The sequence below is a fragment of the Streptomyces coacervatus genome (genome assembly GCF_029223485.1).
In the GTDB taxonomy this organism is placed as follows: Bacteria; Actinomycetota; Actinomycetes; order Streptomycetales; family Streptomycetaceae; genus Streptomyces; species Streptomyces coacervatus.
On record NZ_JARHTP010000007.1, the window covers coordinates 243,923 to 269,480 of the forward strand.

Annotated in this window: 24 protein-coding genes; 9 read left to right on the forward strand and 15 right to left on the reverse strand. The window is 70.0% G+C overall.

Features of this window, described 5'->3' with window-relative positions; all coding sequences use genetic code 11:
- The first annotated feature begins 125 nt into the window (after nt 1-125).
- From P2Q00_RS19245 to P2Q00_RS19255, 3 genes are read left to right on the forward strand one after another with little or no spacing between them, the layout of a single operon-like run.
- On the forward strand, nt 126-1,274 hold the full coding sequence (locus tag P2Q00_RS19245; RefSeq protein WP_275773816.1) for an ABC transporter ATP-binding protein: 1,149 nt from the start codon (nt 126-128) through the stop codon (nt 1,272-1,274).
- Complete coding sequence (locus tag P2Q00_RS19250; protein ID WP_275773817.1) at nt 1,271-1,981, forward strand: ABC transporter permease; 711 nt, start codon at nt 1,271-1,273, stop codon at nt 1,979-1,981. Before P2Q00_RS19245 ends, P2Q00_RS19250 begins: the two co-directional genes overlap by 4 nt.
- Nucleotides 1,978-2,649, forward strand: coding sequence for an ABC transporter permease (locus P2Q00_RS19255; protein ID WP_275773818.1), 672 nt, complete (start codon nt 1,978-1,980; stop codon nt 2,647-2,649). The genes P2Q00_RS19250 and P2Q00_RS19255 overlap by 4 nt, the downstream gene beginning before the upstream one ends.
- 64 nt (nt 2,650-2,713) lie before the next feature.
- Here the strand turns inward: P2Q00_RS19255 and P2Q00_RS19260 are convergent, their stop codons facing one another.
- The 4 genes from P2Q00_RS19260 to P2Q00_RS19275 are packed head-to-tail and all read right to left on the reverse strand — an operon-like array spanning nt 2,714 to nt 7,253.
- The gene (locus tag P2Q00_RS19260; RefSeq protein ID WP_425579517.1) at nt 2,714-3,316 is read right to left on the reverse strand and encodes a GTP-binding protein; all 603 of its coding nucleotides are present in this window, start codon (nt 3,314-3,316) and stop codon (nt 2,714-2,716) included.
- Nucleotides 3,303-3,719 carry a DUF742 domain-containing protein gene (locus P2Q00_RS19265; protein ID WP_275773819.1) on the reverse strand — a complete coding sequence of 139 codons (417 nt, stop codon included), beginning with the start codon at nt 3,717-3,719 and terminating at the stop codon, nt 3,303-3,305. Before P2Q00_RS19265 ends, P2Q00_RS19260 begins: the two co-directional genes overlap by 14 nt.
- 22 nt (nt 3,720-3,741) lie before the next feature.
- Nucleotides 3,742-4,221 (reverse strand): roadblock/LC7 domain-containing protein, encoded by a 480-nt coding sequence (locus P2Q00_RS19270; protein ID WP_275773820.1) that lies wholly within the window; start codon nt 4,219-4,221, stop codon nt 3,742-3,744.
- On the reverse strand, nt 4,218-7,253 hold the full coding sequence (locus P2Q00_RS19275; protein ID WP_275773821.1) for a sensor histidine kinase: 3,036 nt from the start codon (nt 7,251-7,253) through the stop codon (nt 4,218-4,220). The genes P2Q00_RS19270 and P2Q00_RS19275 overlap by 4 nt, the downstream gene beginning before the upstream one ends.
- 315 nt (nt 7,254-7,568) lie before the next feature.
- Here P2Q00_RS19275 and P2Q00_RS19280 point away from each other — a divergent pair, with 315 nt between their 5' ends.
- Nucleotides 7,569-8,528 (forward strand): ABC transporter substrate-binding protein, encoded by a 960-nt coding sequence (locus tag P2Q00_RS19280; protein WP_275773822.1) that lies wholly within the window; start codon nt 7,569-7,571, stop codon nt 8,526-8,528.
- Between the two features lie 73 nt (nt 8,529-8,601).
- On the opposite strand, the gene P2Q00_RS19285 is transcribed toward P2Q00_RS19280, so the two are convergent.
- From P2Q00_RS19285 to P2Q00_RS19315, 7 genes are all read right to left on the reverse strand, one after another.
- Nucleotides 8,602-10,008: a glycoside hydrolase family 43 protein gene (locus tag P2Q00_RS19285; protein WP_275773823.1), complete on the reverse strand. Its 1,407-nt coding sequence runs from the start codon at nt 10,006-10,008 to the stop codon at nt 8,602-8,604.
- Between the two features lie 135 nt (nt 10,009-10,143).
- A complete protein-coding gene (locus P2Q00_RS19290) occupies nt 10,144-10,746 on the reverse strand; it encodes a GTP-binding protein (RefSeq protein WP_275773824.1) in 603 nt (200 codons plus the stop codon).
- Complete coding sequence (locus tag P2Q00_RS19295; RefSeq protein WP_275773825.1) at nt 10,733-11,092, reverse strand: DUF742 domain-containing protein; 360 nt, start codon at nt 11,090-11,092, stop codon at nt 10,733-10,735. Before P2Q00_RS19295 ends, P2Q00_RS19290 begins: the two co-directional genes overlap by 14 nt.
- A gap of 1 nt (nt 11,093) precedes the next feature.
- Nucleotides 11,094-11,525 (reverse strand): roadblock/LC7 domain-containing protein, encoded by a 432-nt coding sequence (locus P2Q00_RS19300; RefSeq protein WP_275773826.1) that lies wholly within the window; start codon nt 11,523-11,525, stop codon nt 11,094-11,096.
- A gap of 15 nt (nt 11,526-11,540) precedes the next feature.
- Nucleotides 11,541-13,892 carry a sensor histidine kinase gene (locus P2Q00_RS19305; protein WP_275773827.1) on the reverse strand — a complete coding sequence of 784 codons (2,352 nt, stop codon included), beginning with the start codon at nt 13,890-13,892 and terminating at the stop codon, nt 11,541-11,543.
- 181 nt (nt 13,893-14,073) lie between these two features.
- Nucleotides 14,074-15,084, reverse strand: a complete 1,011-nt coding sequence (locus P2Q00_RS19310; RefSeq protein ID WP_275773828.1) for a substrate-binding domain-containing protein — start codon at nt 15,082-15,084, stop codon at nt 14,074-14,076.
- Between the two features lie 236 nt (nt 15,085-15,320).
- Nucleotides 15,321-16,130 (reverse strand): SAM-dependent methyltransferase, encoded by an 810-nt coding sequence (locus P2Q00_RS19315; protein ID WP_275774025.1) that lies wholly within the window; start codon nt 16,128-16,130, stop codon nt 15,321-15,323.
- 320 nt (nt 16,131-16,450) lie between these two features.
- On the opposite strand from P2Q00_RS19315, the gene P2Q00_RS19320 reads away from it, so the two are divergent.
- A complete protein-coding gene (locus P2Q00_RS19320) occupies nt 16,451-17,914 on the forward strand; it encodes an MFS transporter (protein ID WP_275773829.1) in 1,464 nt (487 codons plus the stop codon).
- A gap of 64 nt (nt 17,915-17,978) precedes the next feature.
- Here P2Q00_RS19320 and P2Q00_RS19325 read toward each other — a convergent pair whose 3' ends face one another.
- Genes P2Q00_RS19325 through P2Q00_RS19335 form a run of 3 tightly spaced genes read right to left on the reverse strand, consistent with a single transcriptional unit; the run spans nt 17,979 to nt 20,154 of the window.
- Entirely contained in the window at nt 17,979-18,983 is a 1,005-nt protein-coding gene (locus P2Q00_RS19325; RefSeq protein WP_275773830.1) for an Lrp/AsnC family transcriptional regulator, read from the reverse strand.
- 59 nt (nt 18,984-19,042) lie between these two features.
- Nucleotides 19,043-19,483: a DUF6114 domain-containing protein gene (locus tag P2Q00_RS19330; protein WP_275773831.1), complete on the reverse strand. Its 441-nt coding sequence runs from the start codon at nt 19,481-19,483 to the stop codon at nt 19,043-19,045.
- A complete protein-coding gene (locus P2Q00_RS19335; protein WP_275774026.1) occupies nt 19,483-20,154 on the reverse strand; it encodes a DUF6230 family protein in 672 nt (223 codons plus the stop codon). Before P2Q00_RS19335 ends, P2Q00_RS19330 begins: the two co-directional genes overlap by 1 nt.
- 639 nt (nt 20,155-20,793) lie before the next feature.
- Here P2Q00_RS19335 and P2Q00_RS19340 point away from each other — a divergent pair.
- On the forward strand, nt 20,794-21,447 hold the full coding sequence (locus P2Q00_RS19340) for a Tat pathway signal sequence domain protein (protein ID WP_275773832.1): 654 nt from the start codon (nt 20,794-20,796) through the stop codon (nt 21,445-21,447).
- An 18-nt stretch (nt 21,448-21,465) separates the two neighbouring features.
- Here P2Q00_RS19340 and P2Q00_RS19345 read toward each other — a convergent pair whose 3' ends face one another.
- Nucleotides 21,466-22,407, reverse strand: coding sequence for a lytic polysaccharide monooxygenase auxiliary activity family 9 protein (locus P2Q00_RS19345; protein WP_275773833.1), 942 nt, complete (start codon nt 22,405-22,407; stop codon nt 21,466-21,468).
- Between the two features lie 236 nt (nt 22,408-22,643).
- On the opposite strand from P2Q00_RS19345, the gene P2Q00_RS19350 reads away from it, so the two are divergent.
- The 3 genes from P2Q00_RS19350 to P2Q00_RS19360 all read left to right on the forward strand — a co-directional run bounded on the left by P2Q00_RS19350 (nt 22,644) and on the right by P2Q00_RS19360 (nt 25,558).
- Complete coding sequence (locus P2Q00_RS19350) at nt 22,644-23,540, forward strand: ScbA/BarX family gamma-butyrolactone biosynthesis protein (protein WP_338059325.1); 897 nt, start codon at nt 22,644-22,646, stop codon at nt 23,538-23,540.
- A gap of 69 nt (nt 23,541-23,609) precedes the next feature.
- Nucleotides 23,610-24,257, forward strand: coding sequence for a ScbR family autoregulator-binding transcription factor (locus P2Q00_RS19355; RefSeq protein WP_275773835.1), 648 nt, complete (start codon nt 23,610-23,612; stop codon nt 24,255-24,257).
- 125 nt (nt 24,258-24,382) lie between these two features.
- Nucleotides 24,383-25,558 (forward strand): damage-control phosphatase ARMT1 family protein, encoded by a 1,176-nt coding sequence (locus P2Q00_RS19360; RefSeq protein WP_275773836.1) that lies wholly within the window; start codon nt 24,383-24,385, stop codon nt 25,556-25,558.

Here is a 25,558-nt window from a genome sequence, read left to right on the forward strand (position 1 = left end):
GGCTCCGGCCTGCAGAGACGGTTCGCCGCGGCGAATGAATTTGGCCATGCTCCGGCAGGAGTCGTGAAACAAAAGCGGTCTAGACTCTGCCTCCAACGGTCCAGACCCGAAGGGTATTCGGCGTTTTGATACGGATAGATTCAGTCACCAAGCGCTACCCCGACGGCACGGTGGCGGTCGACAACCTCTCCTTGGAGATACCCGACCGCTCGATCACCGTCTTCGTCGGACCGTCGGGCTGCGGCAAGACGACGACCCTGCGGATGATCAACCGGATGATCGAGCCGAGCGAGGGCACCATCACCCTCGACGGCAAGGACATCACGCAGCAGCCGGTCAACACGCTGCGCCGGTCCATGGGGTACGTCATCCAGAACGCCGGCCTCTTCCAGCACCGCACGATCATCGACAACATCGCCACGGTGCCCCGGCTGCTCGGCTGGAGCAAGGACAAGGCGCGGGCCCGGGCACGGGAGCTGATGGAGCGGGTCGGGCTCGACGGCGCGCTCGCCAAGCGGTACCCGTACCAGCTGTCCGGCGGTCAGCAGCAGCGCGTCGGGGTGGCGCGGGCGCTCGCCGCGGATCCGCCGGTGCTGCTGATGGACGAACCGTTCTCGGCCGTCGACCCCGTGGTGCGGAAGGGCCTGCAGGACGAACTCCTGCGTATCCAGGGGGAGTTGGGCAAGACCATCGTCTTCGTCACCCATGACATCGACGAGGCCGTGAAGATCGGCACGATGGTCGCCGTGATGCGCACCGGCGGTCATCTGGCCCAGTTCGCGCCGCCCGCCGAGCTGCTGTCCAACCCCGCGGACGCGTTCGTCGAGGACTTCCTCGGCGCGGACCGCGGCATCCGGCGGCTGTCGTTCTTCTCCTCCGCCGGACTCGACCTGCTGACCACCCCGATCGTGGCCGTCGACGCCACCGCCGAGCAGATCGCCGGGCGCAGCGCGAAGGACGTGCCGTACCTGCTCGTCACCGACGTGGACGGCAAGCCGCTCGGCTGGAGCGAGCCGGGCGCCCTCACCGCCGGTGACATCGACACCGCCCGGCTCCTGCCGTACGGGCGGCCCTTCGAGCACGACAAGGAGTCGCTGCGCGCCGCGCTCGACTGCGCCGTGCTCTCACCCACCGGCTGGGCCGTCGCGGTGGGCGCCGACGGCCGGGTCGCGGGCGTCGTCTCGCAGCAGACCATCGGCGAGGCGATCCGCACCGCGCACGCCGAAGGCCGCAGCGACGCGGACGACGCGGACGACGCAAAGGTCGCGGGATGAGCGGGGGCTTCTTCGACATCCCGAGCGACCTGCAGAACACGTACTGGGGTCTGGTCGGGCTGCATCTGCGCGAGGCCCTGATCCCGGTCGTGGGCGGACTGGTCGTGGCGCTGCCCATCGCCCAGCTGTGCGTGCGGCTGCGCTGGCTGTATCCGCCCGTGCTGTGGGTGACGACGATCCTCTACGCGATCCCCTCGCTCGCCTTCTTCGTCGTCCTCATCGACTACACCGGCCAGACCGAGACGACGGTGATGATCCCGCTTGGCATCTACAGCCTGGTGGTCTTCGTCCCCGCGATCGTCGACGGTGTGCGGTCCGTACCGCAGGAGACGCTCGACGCGGCCACCGCCATGGGCCTGGGGCCCGTACGCCGCTACTTCCAGGTGCAGTTGCCGATCGCCGCGCCTGCCATCATCGCGGGCCTGCGGATCGCCACGGTCTCCAGCATCTCCCTCGTGTCCGTCGGCATGCTGATCGGCAACCAGGGAGCGCTCGGCAATCTGCTCCACGACGGCCAGATCTACAACCAGCCCCGCCTGATCTGGCTGTCCGTCATCGGTACGGCAGTCCTCGCCGTCCTCGCCGACGCGCTGCTGGTGGTCGTACGCATTCTGGTGACACCGTGGATGCCGCGCGGCGGCCGTAAGCCACGTCCCGTGGACGAGCCCGAACCCCTCACGGTCGCCCTGGAGGACGCCGCCCGATGAACGTCCTTCACCTCATCAACGCCTTCTTCAGTGACGGTTCCCACTGGCACGGCTACGACGGCATCCCCACCCGGCTGCGCGAGCATGTCCAGTACACGCTGATCGCCCTCGCCATCGCCGCCGCCATCGGCCTGCCGGTCGGCCTGCTCACCGGCCACACCGGACGCGGCGGCAACACGGTCGCCTTCATCGCCACCGCCGGCCGCGCGCTGCCCAGCTTCGGCCTGTTGGTGCTGATGTTCGTGCTGCTCGGGCTGGGCCTGACCCCGGTCATGATCCCGCTGGTCGTCCTCGCGGTCCCCCCGATCCTGGTCACCACCTACGAGGCGGTGCGCTCGGTCGACCCGTCCCCGGTGGACGCGGCGCGGGGCATGGGCATGGGCGAGTCGCGGGTCCTGTTCCAGGTCGAACTGCCGGTCGCGCTCCCGCTGATCCTCAGCGGCCTGCGCTCGGCGGCCATCCAGATCGTCTCCACGGCGACGATCGCCGCGTACGTCTCGCTCGGCGGCCTCGGCCGGTACATCGTCGACGGTCTCTATCAGCTCAATTACGAGAAAGTTGTGGGCGGGGCGACCTTGGTGGCGGTCCTGGCCCTGCTGACGCTCGGGTTCTTCGGGCTGGTAGCACGGTTCACGGTCTCGAAGGGGGTCCGCAGAAGCGCCCTTTAGGGGCGCGGGGAACTGCGCGACCAGCCCCCACCGGCCCGCAGACCGGCAAAGACCAGATCGCGCGTCAGCCCCCGGTGCGCGCCAGCGCAAGCTCCAGCACAACCAGCAGTGCGTCCCGCACAGATCCACGCTCCCGGGCGTCGAACACGATCACCGGAACCCGCTCGGCGACATCCAGCGCCCAGCGGACCTCGTCCAGGGTGTGCTCGACCCTCCCGTCGAAGGCGTTGACGGCGACGGCGAACGGGATCCGGCGGTGCTCGAAGTAGTCGACGGCCGCGTAGCAGTCGTCGAGGCGGCGCGTGTCCACGATGACGAGGCCGCCGACCGCGCCCTCCACGATGTCGTCCCACATGAACCCGAACCGCTCCTGGCCGGGCGTGCCGAACAGATACAGCTTCAGTGTCGGGTCGATGGTGATGCAGCCGAAGTCCATCGCCACCGTGGTCGTGGTCTTGGCCGGGGTGTGGCTGAGGTCGTCCACGCCCGCCGCGACCTCCGTGATGGCGGCCTCGGTGGTCAGCGGCTCGATCTCGGAGATCGCACCCACGGCGGTGGTCTTGCCCACGCCGAAACCGCCCGCGATCACCATCTTGACCGGCAGCGGCGGTCGTACGGCGGCCACCGAGGGGGCCTGGATCATGCCGGCCGGTTCAGTCGCTGTCACGGAGTACCCCTCGGGAGTCGGGGATGGCGCGCAGGGCGTCGATGACCCTGCGCAGGACGGAGGCGTCGTGCGTGACGCCGGAGTCGGGGATGTGCACCGCCAGGTGCCCGGCGGCGCGCAGGTCCTCGGCGAGGACCCGTACGACGTTGAGGTGCAGCCGCAGCCGGGCCGCCAGTTCCGCGATGGACTGCGGCTGCCGGCATGCGGCGACGATGTCGTGCTGCTCGAAGGAGAGTCCGTCGAGCACGGCGAGACCCTCGGCGGTGGCCACCACCTGGGTCTCCACCGGGACCGGCTTGCCGGACGCGGTGGGTGCCACCCGGCCGGCGGTGACCAGGAACGGCCGTACGGCGGGGGCCGGTCCGACCGGGTCCGGGCCCGGAGGTGGGGAGCCTTCCGCCATGGGGTCGTCGTCCGTCGCTCGGTCAGAGGGCCGTCGGTGAGCCGACGCTGTTCTTCAGCGCGAGCACGAGCTGTGGGCTGAGTGCGCTGCCGGCCCGGTTGGCGAACAGCGTCATCTCGTAGGCGATGTTGCCCAGCTTGGCCTCCTTGTCGGTGACGACGCCGAGCACGGCGCCGCTGCCGATCGCGGAGACCAGGACATGGCCGCCCTCCAGGTCGATGATGACCTTGTTGAGGCCGCCCAGGCCGTAGTTGCCGGACGCGCCGGCGGCCAGGCTGGTGATGCCGGAGACGATCGCCGCCAGCCGCTCGGAGTCGGCGTGCTCGCGCAGCTCCGACACGGCGATGAGCAGCCCGTCCGACGACACCGCGATGGCGTCGACGACGCCCGCGGTCTCGGTCGCGAAACGGTTGAGCAGCCAGGTGAAGTCGGCTGCGGCGGCCTGCAGTTCGGTGGGCGTGGTGGCTCCCGTGGGGGGAGTGTCGCCTGTCGACGTACTCACTGCTCGGCTCCTTCCGGGAGGTGGTTCCGGTCGTGCGGGTCGGTGGTCGCGGGCCGGCCGGCGGCGGCGCTGTCACGGTGCGCGCGCTCCACGGCCGCCTCGAACTCGTCGAGCGCGTCCCGTACGGCATCCGCGTCGGCGGGCCGCGGGGCCTGCCGCGCCGCCTGCTGGGCAGCGGCGTCGACGGTCGTACGGAGAGTGGCACCGCGGACGCGGCGACGCAGGGGGCGGGAGGAGCCGTCGCTCCCGGCCGGGGCGGACAGCGCTGTCGCACCGGGGGTGACCTCGGAAAACAATACCGGTCGGTCAACCCCTGACGGGTGGCCGGGGGTTGTGTCGTCGGTCCGTGAGTGGGTCACATCGACGGCCGCCTCGGTACGGGCCTCGGGGACGAACGGGGCCTGCCCGGAACCGGACCGGGCGGGGAGCGGGGGCGCTGCGTCCGCCGCCGCATTCGGGGCGGGAGCCGTCAGCGCCTCGTCCGAGACCGCCCTCGTGACGGGTGTGCGCTGTGCCGCGTCCATTGCCGTATCCGGCGCCGCGTCCGCTGCCGCTGCCGTGGCGGCTGTGCTCGGCGTCGCGTCTGCTGCCGTGCCGGGCGCGGTCGGCGCTGTGTCCCGGGCCCGGGCCGCTCCCGCGGCGGATGTGCTGGGTGCCGCCTCCCACGCTGTGCCGGGCGCAGGTGCAGTCGGTCTCGCGTCCGCTGCCGCTCCGGTGGCGGGTGTGTTCGGCGTCGTCTCTGCTGCTGTGCCCTGTGCCGGTGCGGTCGGTGCCGCTCCCGTGGCGGGTGTGGTCGGCGCTTCGGCCCCCGCCGTGCCCGGCGCAGATGCGCTCGGCGCCCCCTCCGCCTCCTCCTCCCGCTGCGGCACCCGACGCGGCAGCGGGCCAGGCCGGCCGGTGTGTGTGAGGTCGTCCGCCGGTGTGCCGGGCGCCTCGACGGCGGCGGACCGGCGCGGGCCGGAGACGGCGTCGCGCAGCGGCAGGTCACCGGCTCCGTCGGCGGCGGCCCTCTGGCCGGTGAGCGGCGCGCCGGCCGACCCTGCCGTCACGGCACCCCGGTCCTCCATGGCACCGCCGGAGGCACCCAGCAGCAGCGACGACGGGACCGTCACCTCCGCCGTCATGCCGCCGCCCGGCGTGCGGGTCAGCTCGACCCCGACGTCCCAGCGGCGCGCCAGCGTGCCGACCACGAACAGGCCGAGCACCTTCGTCGGCACCACGTCCAGCCGCTCGCGGCGGATCAGCCGGGCGTTCTCCTCGGCGAGCCGCTCCGCGCTCATGCCGAGGCCGTGGTCGGAGACGACGATCGAGGCGCCCCCGGACAGAGCTGCCTCCGCGCCGGAGGTGTCCCGCACGTAGACCTCGACCGGGCTGCCCGCCGGCGAGAACGACACGGCGTTCTCCAGGAGTTCGGCCACCATCAGCGTCAGGTCGCCGATGATGTCGGGCTCCACCATGACCTCGGTGCGCGCATGCAGCCGTACCCGCTGGAAGCCCTCGATCTGGCCGAGCGCGGCGCGTACGACGTTGGTCAGCGCGGTGGGGCCGGAGTCGAGGACCGTCTCGCGGATGCCGGCCAGCAGCATCAGGCTGTCCGCGTTGCGGCGCAGACGGACGGCGATGTGGTCGATGGAGTAGAGGCGTTCGAGGAGGGCCGGGTCGGTCTCGCCACGTTCCACTGCGTCGATCAGGGCTAGTTGACGGGTCGTCAGGTTGCTGACTCGGCGGCCTACGTTGCCGAACATCTCGGCGACGTTGCGGCGGCTGAGCACCTGCCGTTCCAGCAGCGCGATCGCGGTGGTCTGCACGCGGTTGAACACCTCGGCCAGTTCGCCGATCTCGTCGTCCGCGGTGACCGGCATCTCGCGCAGCATCGGCGGGCTGTCGTCCTCGGCGTCGTCGTCGGCCACCCGGGCCAGCTCGCGGCCCGCCACCTCGGCGACCTCCTGCGCGGCGCCGGTGAGAGCCATCACGGGGCGGACCACCGACCGGCGCACCAGCACCGAGAAGGCGAGCCAGAGGACGAAGCCGAGCAGGGCCGCGGCCAGCAGCAGACCCGCGCGCCACCAGGCCTTGGTGGAGGCGTGATCGGCGCCGTCGGCGATCTGGCCGATCAGGGACGAGGTGATCTTCAGCCGGGCCGCGGCCTGCTCCGGGTAGGCGGGATAGTCGCTCAGCGCCTTCTGGAACGCCGCCTTGATCTCCGCAGGCGTGGTGGACTGCAGGGTGCTGGGGGCGACCTGGAGCTCGGCGTACGCCTCGGCGATGTCCTGCTGGGCGCTGGTGTGCTCGATACCGGAGAGCTCGTCGGCCTGCTGCTCGGTGGCGAACCTGGCGAAGCGCTCGGCCTGGTTGGTGTAGAGCTGGTACGCGCCGACGGCGGTGGTGAACTCGATCTGCGCGTTCGTGTCGCCGGTCGTCGCGGAGAACACGCCGGTCTCGAAGGAGCCGTGCGCGGCGTCGGCGCGCAGCAGCGAGTCCAGCAGGTTGCCGGTGAAGGTGGCTGCCAGCTCCGCGTTGCGGTCGAGGCCCAGACCGGCGATCACGGTCCTGGCGGCGTTGTCGTAGGCGGGGTCGATATTGCTCGCGGGCAGATAGCTCTGCTCGACCGTCCCGCGCAGGCTGGTGAGGCCCTCGACCTCCTTCAGCGCCTGCGCCTCGCTGTCCGGCAGCGCGTCGCCGAAGGTCTCGCGCACCTTCGCGATCTGCGCGTCGACCGCGTCCTGCGCCTTGCGGTAGGCGGTGAGCGTGGACTGGACGCCGCGGCCCTTGGCCTCGTAGCGCACGGAGAGCAGGATCGCCAGCTGGTGCTCGCTCTCCAGGTCGTTGACCAGCGAGGCCACCTGCTCGCTGTTGCGCACGAGATCCGCCGCGGACGCCGCGTCCCGTGCCTGGCCCACCTGGCCGGCGATGAGATAGGAGAGCAGGACGGCCACGACGGCCAGGGGCACGCCGACCAGGAGGTTGAGCTTGCGCCGGAACGACCACCGGTCGGCGAAGCCCCGTATGCCGTCCACCTCGGACGCGGACACAGGGCCTCCTTCATGGGTCATGGGGAGTGGGTCTCCGCGTGCGAGGCCCCCCGGATGCACGCGTATGACCGGTTCTGATCGTTGGGCTGCGTGGAGACTATCGCCTCATTGAACGATCAAGCACGTTGCCCTACGTCAAGAATCGATTACAAGGCGCCTCTGTTTCAACCCCGTTCCGTTCACGCTGCATTCACAACTGATCACGCATTGAGGCCAATCGGTGACCCGGCTGCTCTTGACTGAGTAAGAACAGGCTGGATTGGATCAGTTCAAGAGTTTGCTTCTCATCAATCCCCTGAGTCCGGAACGGGAATCGTGACTTCCAAAGCCGCACGCAGCAGGTCCATCAAGAGCTACTCCGCGACGGCCGTCGCGCTCGCCGCGACCACGGCCCTGCTGGCGGGATGTGGCTCCTCGAAGGGCGACAACTCCTCCAACCCGCTCGACGGGGGGAAGTCCGACGGCAACACCGTCGTCGTCGGCTCGAACAACTTCGCCGAGAGCATCCTGATCGCCGACATCTATGGCGAGGCCCTGAAGGCCAAGGGTGTCAAGGTCACTTACAAGCCGAACATCGGCAGCCGCGAGACGACATACGGGCTGCTGAAGAACGGCTCCATCACCGTGCTGCCGGAGTACAACGGCGCGTTGCTGGCCTACCTCGACCCCAAGGCCGCGCCGAAGACGGTCGAGGCGACCACGGCCGCGATCGAGGCCAAGCTGGACTCCAAGCTGACGCTCCTCGACCCCGCCGCCGCGCAGGACAAGGACTCGGTCACGGTCAACAAGGCCACCGCCGACAAGTACAAGCTGACGTCCGCGTCCAGCATCGCGGACCTCAAGGACATCGCGAAGGACCTGACCATAGGCGCCTCGCCGGAGTTCCAGACCCGGCAGCAGGGCCTGGTGGGCCTGAAGTCGGTGTACGGCCTGGAGTTCAAGGGCTTCAAGGCGCTGGACGCGGGCGGCCCGCTGACCCAGGCGGCGCTGAAGAAGAACACGGTGCAGGCCGCGGACCTCTTCACCACCGACGCGACCATCACCAAGGAGAAGCACGTCGTCCTGCAGGACCCGAAGAACCTCTTCGGCTTCGAGAACGTGCAGCCGCTGGTCTACAAGAGCGGCCTGTCCTCGGCGGGCGTCGCCGCGCTCAACGCGGTCTCGGCCAAGCTCGACACCAAGTCCCTGCTCGACCTGGACTCCCAGGTCACGCTCGAGAACAAGGACCCGCTGGACGTCGCCAAGGCCTGGCTGAAGTCGGCCGGCCTGGGCTGACCCCCGAACGCGTACGACGCGGGCGTCCCCACCCCGGGGGCGCCCGCGTCGTATGTGCGGACCGGCTCAGTGCTCAGTAGCCGACGTAGAAGGTCGCGTCCTGCTTCTCGGTGGTGGTCGAGATCGGGTCGATGCGCAGGACGAAGTCGGAGTGGCGGATGTACCGGGTCGGGTTGTTGTACGAGCGGAAGGACGACCAGGAGGAGTCGGCCAGCCCGGCGGTCTTGTAGAACGTGGCGTCCGCGGCGAACGTCGACGTGCCGTCGTTCACGTCCAGTTGGAGCGCGTAGTTGTAGTGCCGCAGATAGCGGGTCGGGTAGTTGACCGACTGGAAGGACACGCCCGAGCTGTCGGCGAGACCCGGCACCAGCTTCCACTGGGAGTCGGTGTAGGGGTCGAAGGCGTACTCGTCGATCCGGCCCACGAAATTGGAGTGCCGGACGTAACGGGCCGGGTAGTTGTAGGACTTCAGCCGGTTCCAGGCGGGGGTACCCCACTTGGCGAGCAGGTTGTTGTACTCGGTCGAAGTGATCGGCTGGATGCCACAGTGCTTGGAGTTCAGCGGCTGGGTGTAGATCTTCTGGTCGAGGGCCGTCCAGGTGCCGGCAGCCAGGCTGCTGGTCTGCCAGGCGTAGAAGACGCCGTTCGGTGACCAGGTGTCGCCCCACAGGTACCAAGTGCTGCTCGACGCAAGGGACTTGACGAGCGTCGGGGCCTCGGTGCCGTTGTGCGAGACGGCGGTGCTGAACTCGGTGAAGCTGCCCGGGTCCAGTGAGGTGGAGCGCGCGCCGACCAGGGTCGAGTTCTTCTTGAAGTAGAGGTAGTTGACGCCGTTCACACCGACCGCGAGGTCGCCGTCGATGACGTCGTAACCGGGGTCGAAGAAGACCTGGGGGCTGCCCGCGGTCACGAAGTCGCTGGTGTAGTTCACCATGATCACGTTGTGGCCGCTGGAGTTGACGGCCGAGTAGATCACGCCGTACGTGCCGCGGCTCGCGTCCCAGTACGCCTCGGGCGCCCAGCTGTGGGTGTCCATGTCGTGCAGCTTCATCCGCCGGTAGCCGGTGAAGGTGCGCAGGTCGGTGGAGTCCCAGACGTGGATGTACTGGCTGACGTACGTCCAGTCGGTGCCCTTCAGGTCGGTGGCGAGCACCACGAAGGTGCCGTCCTGCTTGCGCAGGATGAAGGGGTCGCGCAGGCCCGTGGAGCCCGCGGTCGGGGTGGCGACCGGGGCGTTCTGGTTCAGCGGCGTCCACTGCAGACCGTCGGGGCTGACGGCCAGGTGCAGGCCGTAGTTGGCGGCCAGCATGTCCGGCGACTCGGTGAAGTAGCACATGACATACGCCGAGTTGGTGGCGGCCCGCGCGGTGCCCGCGCCGAGGGCCAGCGCGCCGGTGGCGGCGAGCGGAACGGTGGCCGCCATACCGAGGAAGGAGCGGCGGGAGGGGCGGGGGTGCTCGGGGTGCGGCGTCGCGTTCATGCGTGCTCCATGGGGGCGTGCGGGGGTGCCCGGCAGTGGTCGATATCTCGAACTAGGTTCGGTAAATCGATCAGAAGTTAAGGATGTGGCGCGTGTGCGTCAATGAAACGGTCGCGCTTGGCTGGTTTTCGCCGTTCACTTCTCCGTTTGCCGTGCGGCACCTGTGTGGACCGCCGACGCGATCAACTGGTCGATCAGCGCGATCAGTACGTCCCGGGACGACTCCCGCTCACGCGCGTCGCACAGCAGCACCTGGACGTCGTCCGGGAGGGCGAGCGCCTCGCGGATCTCGTCGGGCGGGTAGGGGTGGTCGCCGTAGAAGCCGTTGACGCCCACCACGAAGGGGATGTTCCGGCGTTCGAAGAAGTCGATGGCGGCGAAGCTGCTCTCCGGGCGGCGGACGTCGATGAGGACGACCGCCCCCAGGGCGCCCAGGGCCAGGTCGTTCCACATGAACCAGAAGCGCTGCTGGCCGGGGGTGCCGAAGAGGTAGAGGACGAGATCGCGGCTGATGGTGATGCGGCCGAAGTCCAGGGCCACCGTGGTGGCGGTCTTCTCCTCGATGCCGTCGAGGTCGTCGACGTCGAGGCCGGCGGCGGTCAGCCGTTCCTCGGTGCGCAGCGGGGTGATCTCGCTGACCGAGCCGACCATGGTGGTCTTGCCGACGCCGAAGCCCCCGGCGATCAGGATCTTCACCGTGTCGGGCGCCGCCCGGGTGATGACGTCAGAGCCGGCCAAGGCCCTCCCTCACTTTCTGCAGCAGGTCCAGGTCTTCCGGTTTGCAGGAGACGGGGTGCGGGGGGCGGGCGGTGATACGGCCGCTCTCCAGCAGATCGCAGAGCATGATCACGACCACGCTCACCGGCAGGTCGAGCAGTGCGGCGAGTTCCGCGACGGCGATCGGCTCGGCGCAGCGGCGCAGAATGCGCTGGTGCTCGGGCTGCGGCCGGGTGGCCCAGGTCGGCGGCGGGTCCACCGCGGTCACCGTCGTGATGAGCGTGAAGTCGGCGCGGCTGGGCCGGGTCCGTCCGCCGGTCAGCGCGAACAGCCGTACCAGGCGGCCGTCCGTGTCGCCTTCGCCCACCTCACGCGCCGGAGTCGACGGTGGGGCCGAGGCCCGCCCGCGGTGCCGCACTGAGGTGCTCGCCGATCTTCTTCACCAGCATGTTCATCTGGTACGCCACCACACCGACGTCCGCGCCCTGGCTGGTGAGGACGACGAGGTGGGCGCCCGGGCCGGCCGAGGTCAGTATCAGATAGCTGTGCGCCATCTCGATCAGCGCCTGCCGCACCGGGCCGCCGCGGAAGTCCATGCTGACGCCCTTGCTGAGGCTCATCAGACCGGATGCGGTCGCGGCCAGCCGCTCGGCGTCGTCGCGCAGAAAACCGGTGGACTTGCTGACGACCAGCCCGTCCTCGGAGAGCACCACCGCGTGGTTCACCTCGGCGACCCGCTCCACGAGTCCGGTCAGCAGCTGGTCGAGCTGGGTATGGGTGGCTGGGATGGGGCGTGTCATGGCGGTGTTCCTTCGTCAGCGGTCGGCGGGCGGAGTCGAGGGGACGGTGGTGCCTTCGGCGGCGGGGTGCGCACCCGGTTCCCGAGTTACGGGTGCTTCCCCCTGGTCCTGGTCGTACTGCGGCTCGGTGTCGTCGTCACGCGCCTGGAGCGTGCCGCGCTGGAAACCGGCGAGCGAGGAGGCGGCCTGCTCCGCGGTGAACTCCTCGGCGTGACCGTTCAGTTCACCGCCGGTGGGCTCCTCGCGCAGCTCGGCGGCCAGGCTGGTCTGGGGGACGCGGCGCGGCAGCGGGGCGATGCCGTCGCGCCGTCCGGAGGGCGCGGGGGCGGTGGCGGTGCGCGCCGGAGGAGCGGCGCGGGGCTCCCGTACGGGCTGCGCGGGCTCCTCCGCGGCAGTCGGCTCCTCCGTGTCAGGGGCGTCGTCGGCGGAGACGGCCGGTGTCGCCTCCCGTACGACGATCTCGTGCGGGAGCAGCACGATCGCCGTCGTGCCGCCGTACGGCGACGGGCGCAGCGTGACCGCGATGCCGTGCCGGGTGGCGAGCCGGGCTATCACGAACATGCCGAGCCGGAGGTCGTCCGCCAGCGCCACCACGTCGAACTGCGGCTCCACCGCCAGCTGGGCGTTGAAGGAGGCGTAGTCCTCGTCGGACAGACCGAGACCGCGGTCCTCCACCTCGACGGCCAGACCCTTGGCGACCAGTGCCGCCCGCACCCCGACCGGCGCCGGGGAGGGCGAGTACGCGGTCGCGTTGTCGATCAACTCGGCCAGCAGATGGATCACGTCGGCCACCGCGGGCGGCGCCAGGTACACGTCCTCGTCGGTGTGCACCTCGACCCGCTGGTACTCGGCGACCTCGCCGACGGCGCTGCGCAGGATGTCGATCAGCGCGACCGGCTCCCGCCAGCTGCGCCGCGGCTGCTCGCCGCTGATGATGACCAGGTTCTCCTCGTAGCGGCGCAACTGGCTTGCCGTGGAGTCCAGTTCGTACAGACCCTTGAGGACGTCCGGGTCGGAGTGGCTGCGCTCCAGCGCGTCCAGCTTGGTGAGCTGCAGATTGACCAGGTTCTGGCTCTGCCGGGCGATGCCGAGGATGACCTTCTGGAAGCCGCGCCGGGTGTCGGCGAGTTCGACCGCGGTGTGCACCGCCGTGCGCTGCGCCTTGTTGAACGCCCGTGCCACCTGGCCGAGTTCGTCACGGCCGTAATCCAGCGGCGGGGTCGCCTCGTCCGCGTCCACCTTCTCGCCCCGGTCCAGGCGGGCCACCACGTCCGGCAGCCGTTCCTCGGCCAGGCTCAGGGTGGCCTCCCTGAGGCCGCGCAGCCGCCGGGACAGCGAGCGGGTGATCCGCCAGGACATGCCCACGCACAGCAGCAGTGCGATGAGTCCGCCCGCGCTCAGCGAGGCGGCGGTGAGCAGCAGGCTGTCGGCCTTGTCGGCGCTGCGGTCCAGCAGCCCGGACGTCTGCTTCTCGATCAGTTGCGAGTACTGGTCGCCGACCTTGTTCAGTGCGGCCGCCCACTGCTTGCTCACGTCGGGCAGCGGAACCTTCCCGCGGGCGGCGGACGACCGCGCCGCGAGCACCTGGTTCTCGATGTTCTGCAGGGTCTCCCACTCGGGGCTCTGCAGGATCCGCTCCGTCTGCGTCTTCGCGCTGCCGCGCAGCGAGGGGACGACCTGGTCCTCGACGATCCAGCGCCGGGCGTTCACCAGCTGCGCGAACGTGGCCCACGTCTTCTCGCTCAGCTGCCCGGCCGGCCAGGCCACGGTGAGCTGCGCGTCCTCCTGGGAGACCAGCTCCGCCGCGTGCTCCAGCGCGACCAGCGGACCGGCCTGCGAGGTGAGGTCGCCGTCGTCGACCTGGGAGAGCTCCTGGAAGGCGTGTATCTGGTCGTCGATGATCGAGCTGTACTGGTCCAGTGCCTGCGCTGCCGTGATGTCGGTGGGGTCGTCGACCTGGCCCCGGTAGTACTCCAGGCTGCCCACCGAGCCGACGACCGAGTACAGCCGGTCCGAGATGCGCGCGGGCGCCTTGTTGATCGCGTCGGACTGGCCGACCAGCTTCGCGACCGCCTTGTCGGTCTCCCTGCGCTGCGCCTCCAGCGCGGCCCGGGAGCCGTGCGGGTCGGCCAGCCAGGCCGCCGACAGGCTGCGCTCCCGCTGCAGCGCGAGGGTCGCGTCGGTGCCCATGGCCCCGGTCGACCGGCTCAGCTGCGTCTGTCCGCGCAGCCGCAGCCCCTCGTTGAACATCTGCGTGGTCGTCAGGGCCCACATCGCGGCGAGGGTGACGCTGGGCACCAGGGCCAGCAGGATCAGGGAGAGACGTATGGAGCCGAGACGGCGCCGGGCACCTGTCCGTGGAGACATCGTCGTCCTAGGCGGTCAGCGGAGCGGAGGGAGCGGAGTGAGCGGAAGGGGAAACACGGGGATGGCCGTGAGCGGGGAGAGAAGGGGTGCACAGGATGCTATCCGTACAAGTGACCGCACGTGCCACAGGTCTCCGAATCTTTCGCGACATTGATGTACGAAGTGTCGCTCGGTGTGCGGCTCAGCGTGTGCCGCGCGCCGCGAACGCGGCGACCGAGGCCACATTCGCCTTGGTCACGAACGCCGGGCCGGTCAGCACGGGGGTCACCCCGCCGCCGCTGGTGTTGCCGTTGGTCCGGTACAGCCACAGCGCGTCCACCGCGAGATAGCCCTGCAGATACGGCTGTTGATCCACCGCGAACTGCACATCACCGCTCTCGACGGCCTTCACCAGGTCCTGGTTGAGGTCGAAGGTGGCGACGCGGGCCTTGCTGCCCGACTGTTTCACCGACTGCACCGCGTCGAGCGCGAACTGGGCGCCCAGGGTGACCACTTCGTCGATCGTCGGGTCCTGCCGCAGCCTGGCGGTGATCGCGGCGGCGGTCGCGTCCGCGTCGGTGCCCTCGACATAGAGCATCTCGGTCTTGCCGCCGAAGGCCTTCTTCACACCGGCGCAGCGGGCCTCCAGTGCGACGTTCCCGCGCTCGTGGATCACGCACAGGGCGTGCCTGGCCCTGAGGTCGTCGAGTTTGCCGCCGACGGCCCGCCCGGCGAGGCTCTCGTCCTGTCCGAAGAACTCCAGGACCCCTTCGGACTGCCAGGAGTCGATGCCGGAGTTGAGACCGACCACGGGGATGTCCGCCGCCTTGGCCGCAGTGACCGGGCCCTTCATCGCCTGCGGTTTGGCGAGGGTGACGGCGATGCCGTCGACCTTCTGCCTGACCGCGTCCCGGACCAGCTCGGCCTGTCCCGCCGAGTCGGGATCACTGGCGTACGTCAGATCGATGTTGTCCTTCGCCGCGGCGTCCTCGGCGCCCTTCTTCACCAGGTTCCAGAAGGTGTCGCCCTGCGACGCGTGCGTGAGCAGGGCGACCTTGAGGCGGCCGGTGCCGGCCTTGCCGACGGAGCCCGCGCCGGAGCCGGACGTGCCGGCGGACGCGGAGCAGCCGACCGCGAGCAGGCAGACGGCCGCGGCCAGGGCGGCGATGCGCGCGGCTCTGTGGGGAGCGGGCGGTGGGGGAGGAGTGTTCATGAGGGTGCGGCACCTCGCTGTGCGGCCGAGCAAGCGGAACGGCGAGAGGAGTCCCCGGACGACGTCCGACACGTCGTACATCATCCGGATGACTCTCGCTTGCCGGAGCCAATCGCGTGTGACCGCCGGTAGTCAAGTGATCAGCAACCTTGAGTAAGTTGTTGCTGCCGCATCGTGATGATGCGTTCCGGCTGGCAGGGGGCGGGTCTACGGCTTTCGGGCCATGGCATGTCTCGTTACGGCTTACGGGCCACCGCCCCGTACATGGCGATGTCCTCGTCGCGGATCACTTCGCCGTCCGTGCCGTCCGGATGCCACTTGTGGACCTGGACGATACCCGGCGCGACGAGTTCGAGGCCCTCGAAGAACTCCTCGGCCTCGGCGAAGGTGCGCAGCCGCATCGGCATGCCACGGGCCGCGTACTCACGGGCGACCCGGCCGACCTCCTCGGGCGCGAACTCGGCCGTACCGATGGACATCGCCAGATGGCTGCCCGCGGGAAGCGGTTCGAGGAGACGGCGGACGATGCCGACCGCGTCGTGCTCGTCGAGGAGGAAGTGGACGATCGCGACGACGGTCACGGCGACCGGCTCACCCAGGTCGAGGGTGTCGCGGAAGGCGGGACTGTCGAGGATCGCCTGCGGATCGCGCATGTCCGCCTCGACATACGAAGTCCTGCCCTCCGGCGTGCTGTTCAGCAGGCCCTCGGAGAGCGCGAGGACGAGCGGGTCGTTGTCGACGTACACGACCCGGGAGGCGGGGGCCGCCGCCTGGGCGATCTCGTGGATGTTGGGCGAGGTCGGTATGCCGCTGCCGATGTCGAGGAACTGCCGTATCCCCGCCTCCTCGGCGAGCCACCGCACGGCACGGTTCATCCAGTCGCGGTTGGCCCGCATATGGATGGGCAGGGCGGGCCACTCGCGGCACATGGCGTCCCCGGCCTCCCGGTCCGCGGGGTAGTGGTCCTTGCCGCCCAGGATGTAGTCGTAGATCCGCGCGGCGTGCGCGGTCCCGTCCGCGGCAGAGCCGCTGTCGGCTGCAGCGATGCGGCCGGTCGGCCGGGTGCTGTCGTCTGGCACCGTGGCCCCTCCCGTCACGTCGTCGGTCTCCACGAAACCTCGACAACCAACTTCGCCAACTCCCGGGCCGCGCAAACCACTTGGGTCACAGCAGTCACCGCCCGGCCCTCGGCGGGGCGTGTGAGAAATCTGCACCGCGGACGCCACCGATGGAAGGAATCCTCCATCTCGGGCCTCCAGCTGGAGGCCCTCCTCCTGCCGACTCCACGCTGAGCCGTGGCCGGCCGCCGCGCCCCGCTCCCGCGGGCGCCGGACCGGCGTGTCTACGACGGTGGAGAGGACCCCCGATGACTGCTGAGCCCGTGCTGACGCCGACTTCCGCGCCCACGGCGTACCGATGGCGGTGGCTTGCGCTCACCGCCCTGCTGCTCGGTGAGGCGATGAACCTGTTGGACGCGACCATCGTGCAGGTCGCCGCGCCGGCGATCCACGCCGATCTGGGCGGGTCGGTCTCCGGCATCCAGTGGTTCACGACCGCCTACACCCTGCCGTTCGCAGTGCTGCTGATCACCGGTGGCCGGCTCGGGGACATCGCCGGCCGCAAGCGCCTGTTCGTGATCGGTGTCGCGGGATTCATGCTCGCGTCCGCCGCGTGCGCCATGGCGCCGTCGGTGGTGCTGCTGATCGCCTTCCGGGCGGTGCAGGGCGCGGCGGCGGCCGTGATCATTCCCCAGACCATAGGGCTGATCAAAACGATGTTCGCCGGAGGCGAGCTGTCCAAGGCCCTCGGCGGTATCGGCCCGGTGATGGGTCTGGCCGCGGTCTGCGGACCGGTGCTCGGCGGTGTGCTCACCCACGCCGACCTGTTCGGTTCGTCGTGGCGCGCGGCGTTCCTGGTCAATGTCCCCCTCTCGCTGGCCGTACTCGCGATCTCGCCCAGGCTGAGGGAGAACCGCGCACCGAAGCGACCCGCCCTCGACCTGACCGGCACGCTGCTGGCCGCGGCCGGCACCGGGCTCGCCGTGTACCCGCTGATCGGTGCGGACCTCTCCGGCCTGCCGCTTCGGAGCTGGGCGGCCATCGCGGCCGGGCTGTGCCTGATGGCAGTGTTCGCGGTGCACCAGCGCCGGGTGGCCGAGGCCGGGCGCAGCCCGCTGGTGGAGCCGAGCCTGTTCGCCCACCGCGGCTTCCCGGCCGCGCTGGTGACGTCGACGACCTTCTTCGCGGTCACCAATGGCCTGATGACGGTTATCCTGCTTCAGCTCCAACTCGGCGCGGGTGTAGGGGTGTTGAAGGCCGGACTGACGCTGGCGCCCTGGTCGGTCGGGCTGGCCGTCGCGTCCTGGATCGCCGGAGCGCACCTGGTGAAACGGAACGGCCCTCGTGTGATGTCCCTCGGCCTCGCGGTGCTGATGGCCGGCGTGCTGTCGGCCATCGCGGTGTACCGCACGGCGGAGGCGGACGCGGGCTCCTACCCCATACCGCTGCTGTTCGCGCTGGCGGTCGTGGGGGTCGGCGTGGGCCTCTTCAGCCCGGCCTTCTTCACCATCGCCCTGAAGCGGCTACAGCCTCAGGAGATCGGCTCGGCCGCGGGTCTGCTCAATGCGGTGCAGCAGTTGGGGGCCACGCTCGGGGTCGCGGTCCTGGGCAGTGTGTATCTGGGCAGCGCGCACTCCGGCGATGCGGTTGCGGGGCTGCGGGCGGTGCAGACGGCGTTCTGGGGCGCGGTTGTACTGGTGATGGTGAGTTTCGCGGTGAGCCGGATGATGGTTGACGAGAGTGTGTCGGGGGATGGCGGGGAGGGGCACTAGACGGGTGCTGCTAAGCGCCGGTCCGGCATCTTCAGCCCGTCCGGCGTTTGAGGACAAGGCCCCTTCAGGGCCGAACGGGGGTCTGGGGGCGGAGCCCCCAGGGACGGACGGGGCTCGCTGCCTTGAGGCTCTGATGGACCGGGCTGGCCTCCACGGAGTGGATCGCATCCAGCGAGCCCAGCCGCCGCACCAGATAGCGGTGCAGATCGGCGGGGTCGCGGCAGAGGGCCTGTGCGACCAGGTTGGTGGGCCCCGTGGTGGCCGCGACGAAGGCCAGTTCGTCGTGGTCCGCCAGCGTCGTCGCCACGTGCTCCAACTGGGCCGGCCGCACCGACATCCACAGCAGCGCCCGGGTGTTGGCACCGAAGTGGCGGGCATCGATCTCGACGTCGAAGAAGATCGTGCCGCCCGCCCGCAGATCCGCGAGCCGGCGGGCCACGGTCGCCGGGGACCAGCCGGTCGCCCGGGCGAGCTCGGCATGGGTGGCCCGCCCGTCCTTCTGCAGGGCGAGCAGCAACTCGGCGTCCCCGTCGGTGAGTTGGCGCGGTGTCGGTACGTAGGACGGGTCGGCCGTAGCGTGTTCGCGCAGGAGCCGCTGCTGCCGCTCGTCCAGTGCGTCGGCGCTGCGGCGCCAGTTCGTCGGGCCGCCCAGATAGGTGTGCAGCAGACAGTGTGCGGACACCGCGGTGATGTTGCCGGTGCGTGGAATGTCGCGCAGGAGAAGGGGGTTGCCCGCGGCCGCGTCCGTCGGCGCGTGGATGATCGCCACGATCTCCGTACCGCCGGAGGTGAGCTTCACCCACGACGTGTCCTGACGGCGCACCAGCGCCTGTGCCAGATCCTGCGCGGAACTCGCCGCCGCGGTGAGCCGTACCAGCCACTGCGTCTGCCCCGCCCGATGCGGGTCCGACAACCCCACGACCCGCAAGGACGCCTCGGTGCGCAGCCGCCGGTAACGGCGGGCGACCGTCTGCGGCGAGACGTCGAGCGCGGCGGCCATCCGGCTGAAGGGCGCGCGGCCGTCGATGTGCAGCGCATGGATCAGGGCACGGTCCAGGTCGTCCAGCATGCACACATTCTTCAGCCATCCTCCAGCCACCCGGACCCGGCCCCGGACAGGCTCTGGCCCTAGAACTGCACAGCCTCCTGTACGGCCTCCGCTGCCCGCGCATCCTTCCTCCGTTGCCGTCGGCTGCGGCGCGGCTCCTGGTCGGGCAGCCAGCCGAAGACGAGGCAGCTGCCGACGGCCCCCAGGAGCAGGCCGATGAAGAAGCCGCCCAGGTTCGAGGTGAGCCAGGTGCCCAGGGAGGCCAGGATGCCGATGATCGAGTAGAACAGGCGTTGGCCCGGGCTGAAGAGCGTCAGCAGGCCGCACAGCAGCATGACGGCGGGCAGCAGATAACCGGCCAGGCCCTGCATGCCGATGTGCATGATGACCTTCAGCGAGGCCTTCTCGGTGAGCAGGATCTCCGCCCCGCCCAGGGCGAGCAGCAGCCCGCCCCAGAAGGGACGGCGGGCCCGCCACTGACGGAAAGCGGGCCGCGCGCCTTGTTTCGGGGTGTCCGACATCAGCAGCCCGAGTCGCTGAACGACAGCTTCAGGCCGGGAAGCTTGAACACACCTGCGGTGGTGGCGTAGTTCGTCTGCCGCAGGTTGTCGATGTGCACGGTGTCGGCCTGCTGGCTGAAGACGCCCTTCTTGCCCTTGACGCCGGCCTTGGTGAGGGTGCTGGCGTCGTTGCCGATCTCGATGTTGTTGAAGGACGCGTCGCCCGTCAGCTCGGTGGAGTCGGTGGTCAGGTCGGTCGCCTGCACCTTTGACGAGCCGGCACCCGCCTTGATGAGCAGGTTGGTGCCGCCGAGGTCGACACTCTGGCACAGGCTGTCCAGCGTCGCGTTCTTGATGGCGGAGGTGACGATCAGCACCTGGCCGCCGGTGTCTCCCGCGTTCGGGCTGTCCGGGATCATGCTGTCCAGGTCGCCGAACTGCTCGAATCCGGTGCCGTCGAGAGACTTGGCGGTCACCGTGAAGGGCATCCCGGAGATTGAGAAGGACACCCCCATTGCCCCTTCTGCGGTCATGATCGCGAGACCGGCTGCGACCGCGACTGCCGGGACCGCCATCACAGCGGCGCGGCGCAGCCGGACCCGCCCGCGTCTCGCGGGGTCTGGTGCGGAACCGCTTTCCGGGTTCCCCGGGGTGTGGTCGGCGGACGAGTTGACGTCCGAGGACGAGGCCATTTCTGCTCCCATGTGCATAGTCATTGCGGGTTGGGCATCAGCGGCACGTTGTCCTGGCGCGGACAGCGGACTACGGCGTACGCCCCCTCACAACTCCCGGCGGACGCAAGGGCTTTCTCGTACTCCGCAGTAGCCGACGAGGAAGTTACCCGCGGTTAGTTTCGGGGTCAAGGAAGTTGTGAAAAAAGGATGATGGTTGTGCCTCACCTGTGCGTCAGTGGGGTCGGGGGGCTCGCCCCAACGCCTTGAACGATCGTCAACTCCCTTGTTGCGCCTTGACGTTGACTGACCATCAGGTCTAGAACTGCCCCTGGCTTCCCCCAGATCCGTGGCGCCGGATCCCACTGCGCGGCATCGTCCGCGTTCCCGGAAACCCCCACGTCCTTTCGACGGTCCCGCACGGGCACTTCCCCTCTGGTTCGTGCGGGCCGCCTCTCCCCGCCCGGTTCGGCAGGCGGCCCTCCCCACGGGTCTTCGGTCGGTCACCGGCCGGTCGCCGTTGCCGGTCCGTCACGTACGGAGAAGGCGTCACGGACCGGCAACGGCGGACGCGGGCTTGCCACCCCCCCCACGCCACTTACAGCCCCCACACCCCAGAAGAGCCTTCCGCCCCCACGTCTCAGAAAAGAGAGCCCCCGCATGCGTACTCGGACCCTCATCACCCTCGTCGGTACCGTCGCCGCCCTCTCGATCCCGGCGGCCGTCCCGGCCTCGGCGGCCGACACCCCCGTCCTCACCACCGGTTCGGCCGGCGGTACCGCCGTCGCGGTCGGCGATGTCCTCAGCGCGCCGCTGGCCAGCGGCACCAGCGCCACCCTCTACTCCAGCGCGACCGGCACCAGCGGCGTGAAGTGCACGTCGTCGACGTTCACCGCCACCGTCACCGACAACCCCACCGCGCCGGGCACGGCCACCGAGTCGGTCAGCGGGCAGACCTTCGACAGCAGCAGCTGCACCAGCAATGTCATCGGTGTCACCGGCGTCACGAGCATCACGGTCGACAACCTGCCGTACACCACCTCTGTGGCCTCCGACGGCACCATCACCGTGACCCCGGCGAGCGGCTCCACCATCCAGACCACGGTCAAGCTGAAGACCCTGCTGGGCAGCATCACCTGCGTCTACCAGGCCCCCAGCCTGACCGGCACGGCCGACAACACCGACAACAGCATCAACTTCACCAGCCAGCAGTTCACCAAGACGTCCGGTTCGTCGCTCTGCTTCAGCAGCGGCTACTTCACCGCCAAGTACGCCCCGGTGACCGACAACGGCGCGTCGGTCTACGTCAACTGATGTCAGAACAGCGGTAGTTCAGCGTCGACGCAGACGCAGCGCCAGGGCGGCGCCGCCGGTGAGGACCAGCACCGCAGCGGCGCCGCCCGCCAGCATGGGCGCCGACGGGCCCGAGCCGGCGGTCGAGGTGGAGGCCACCGGGGTGCTGTCGGGGGCGGTGGACTCCTGCCGCGGTGTCGCCGCCGCCCCTGCCGTCCGGGAAGGGGTCGTACGAGGTGAGGGCGTGGCCGTAGGACTGCTGCTTGCGCTCTTGCTGCCGCCGCCGGCGTTGTTCCCCGACGCCGCGGAACCGCTGCTGCTACCGCTCGTGCCGCTCCTGGCGGCCCCGAACACCACGTCGGAGCACGAGTAGTACGTGTCCGTCGTGCTGCTGTTCTGCCAGATCGTGTAGAGCACCTGGTGCCCGGTCCGGTCGGACGGCAGCTTCGCGGTGATGCGGTACGCGCCGCTGGTCAGGGCCGGGTCCTTGACCGACGCGAATGGCTTCTCCGGCAGTTCGGACCAGGTCAGCGGCTTCGTCGGATCGTAGCCGGGCTTGGTGAGATAGAGCTTGAACGTCCCGGTGTGCGGGATCGTCGAGGCGTACTTCATCGTCAGGGTCGCGCCCCGCGTCAGGGTCGTCGACGGCCAGTCCGAGCGGGCGAGGTCGAGGCCCTTGTAGGCGGGCAGGCCACCGCTGCACAGCTTTCCGTCGGGGATGACCTGGCGGTCCCTGCCGTTCACGTCCGAGACCCGCAGGTTGTCCCAGAACGTGAAGGGAGCGCCGTTCGCGGCGACGGCCGCCCGGCAGGCCGCCGACTGCGCATTGCTGCCGCCGTCGGGGGAGCAGGCATAGGCCCTGCTGACCGGATCCGTGGGCGCGCCGTGCGCCTGCGCGGGACCCGCCGCCCACAGGGGCAGCAGGAACGGGGTCACGAGGGCGGCCGCCAGGGCGGTGCGGTGTGCGGTCATCCGGGGCATCCGGAACGTCTCCTCGGCCGGCGCGGAACGGTGTGCTCCCGTGAAGTACGGGAACCCGGCCCGACGCGTTCACCGGCCGGTGACAGCAACGCCCCCACGGCCCCCGAGGCCACCCACGTCTCATTGAAAACCAACCGGTCGCCTCATACTCTGGCGGTTCGCCGGCACGGGCACCTCTCCGTCTGGTCTGTCATCCGCTTTCGGGGGACTGAGGGAGGGACATGCCTCAACCGACCATGCCTCAACTGGCCAAATCTCAGGGCCTCTTGACGGCCACCGTGCCTCGTCAGCTCGTCCACCGTGCCGCCGTAGCGGAAACGTTTCTCACCGGCTGGGAGCGGACCGGACCCGACCGATTCAGGCTCTTTGCGCAGTGGCCGCGAGCACATCAGTTACACGTGTCGTCGGACCGGTCGGCCTATGAACCGCTGCTCGTCGCGGAGACCGTCCGCCAGTGCGGAGCGCTTCTCGCGCACGTCGAGTACGACGCCCCGCTCGACCACTGCTTCGTCCTGCAGGAACTGCACCTCACCACGCACCCCGAGCACCTCGCCGTCGCCGCCGCACCCGCCGAACCCGCCCTGGATGTCGTCGTCTTCGACGTCCGCCACCGCGCCGGCCGACCGACCGCGCTCCGCTACGACACCGACGTACGCCTCGGCGGCGAGCGCGTCGCGACCGCGCACATCGCCGTGAGCTGGACCAGTGAGTCCGTCTACCGCCGGCTGCGCGGCGGCCGCACCGCGGCCACCGTCTCCGCGCTGTCGCTCCCGCCCGCCCTGTCGGCCGCCGCCGTGGACCGAGCCCTGCCCGCGGACGTCGTCCTGGCCCCGCCCGACCGGCCCGGCCGCTGGCAACTACGAGTAGATACCGCCCATCCCGTTTTCTTCGACCATCCGCTCGATCACGTACCGGGCATGCTGCTCCTGGAGGCGGCCCGCCAGGCCGCCCGCGCCCGGACCGCCGGACCGGGACCGTCCGTGTCCTTCCACGCGGCCTTCCACCAATACGCTGAGCTGGACAGACCCACCTGGATCGAGGTGACCGACGGGGACGGGGCGGACCTGGAAGTCCGCGGATTCCAGGGCGAGTCGACGGTCTTCGAGTGCGCTGTCGGCGCCGCCACTCGGTGAGATATCGTTCACGGGGAGTAAGAAAAAACAGCACGACCCGTTCGTTCCAGCCCCAGGAGTGTTCAGCCGATGGCGAGGCAGTTACGCGCCGAGCAGACCCGCGCGACGATCATCACAGCCGCAGCAGACCTGTTCGACCGCCGCGGCTATGAGTCGACCAGCCTGAGCGACATCGTCGAACACGCCCAAGTCACCAAGGGGGCCCTCTACTTCCACTTCGCGGCCAAGGAGGACCTGGCCCACGCCATCATGGAGCTGCAGTCCAAGGCCTCGCGCGAGGTGACCAACGAGCTGGACGGCCGGGGCTACTCCTCGCTCGAAACCCTGATGCGCATCACCTTCGGCATAGCCCGGCTGTCCGTCGAGAGCCCGATCCCCCGGGCCGGGCTCCGGCTCGCCACCGGGGGAGTCGCGGTGCGGCCGCCGCTCCAGCACCCCTTCACCGAGTGGCGGGACATCGCCACCCGCAAACTCCTCGGCGCCGTCAAGGAGTCCGATGTCCACCCGGACATCGACGTCGACGCAGTCGCCAACTCCCTGGTCAGCTTCTTCGTCGGCACCCGTGTCGTGGGCCGATCCCTCGAACCCGTCGTCCATCAGCCCCGCAGGCTGGCCGAGATGTGGCACCTCATGATCCGCGGCCTGGTCCCGGTGACTCGCCGGGCCCGCTATGTGAGCCTCGCCGCCCGGCTGGAGCGGGAGATCAGAACCGTCTGACGGAGGGCGGAGGCGGGAGGGCGGAGGACGGAGGGCGGAGGACGGGAGAGCGGAGCTGCCTGACGGAGGATCCGAGGATCTGCCGAGGGGCGGATCCGTCGTCGGGCGGATCTATCGTGGGGCGCATGCCCCACACCCCGTCCGCCCCCGTGATCCTCGGCAACGAGCCGGGGTCGTTCCCCCACAGCGTGCTCGCCGAGCGGCACCCCGCGATCATCCGGCAGGTGCGGGAGGCCTTCCCGTACGGCCCCGCACAGCACCGCGCCCTCGACGCGCTCCTCGCAAGCTGCACCAAAGGTGTCGTCGAACCGCTCCCGGCCGATGCGCACGACCGGGCCCGCTGGACGGCGTGGGGCATGGCCGAGTACGCCGGCCGATCCTGGTACGACATCCCCTGGCTCTGGTCGGAGAGCTACTTCTACCGCCAACTCCTCAACGCCGTGGGCTACTTCGGGCCCGGTCCCTGGCAGGGCATCGACCCGTTCCGCCCCTTCAAACTGGCCGAGCTCGACTCCCAAGAGACGGACGAGGAGCTGGCCGCTCTCGACGCCCTGTCCGCCCAGGACCAGGACCAGGACCGCGCCCTGCTGCACGGCTCTCTCTGGGGCAACCGCGCCGACCTCGGCTTCCGCCTGTCAGCCGTGACCGCCGACGCCGAGCAGCCGGCCCCCGGCCTGGTGGCCGACGACAGCGAGACCCTCTGGTCGCTGCTCCCGCCGGCCGGCGCGGGCACGCTCTGCCTCATCGCCGACAACGCGGGCCGCGAACTCATCCCCGACCTGCTCCTCATCGCCCACCTCCTCGAACGCGGGCGCATCGAGCGTGCCGTCCTGCACATCAAGCCGTACCCGTACTACGTCTCCGACGCGACGACGGCCGACGTGCTCGACGCCCTGAGGAGGCTGACCGGGGCGCAGGGCGCCGCCGTCGAGTACGGCCGCATCCTGTGGTCGGCGATGGCCGACGGCCGTCTCATCGTCCGCGCCCACCCCTTCTCCGCCGCGCCGCTGCCGTACGCGGACATGCCCGACGACCTCCGCGCGGAACTCGCCACGGCCGCGCTGACCATCGTGAAGGGCGACCTCAACTACCGTCGCCTGGTGGGCGATCGGCTGTGGCCCCCGACCACACCCTTCGGTGACCTCACTGCCTACTTCCCCGGTCCGGTCGCCGCCCTGCGCACCCTGAAGTCCGACGTGATCACCGGCCTGGCCCCCGACACGGAGGCCGCACTGGTGGCGGCCGAGGGGCAGCGGTGGCGGACCGGCGGCACGCACGCGCTGATCCAGGTGCGTCCGTGA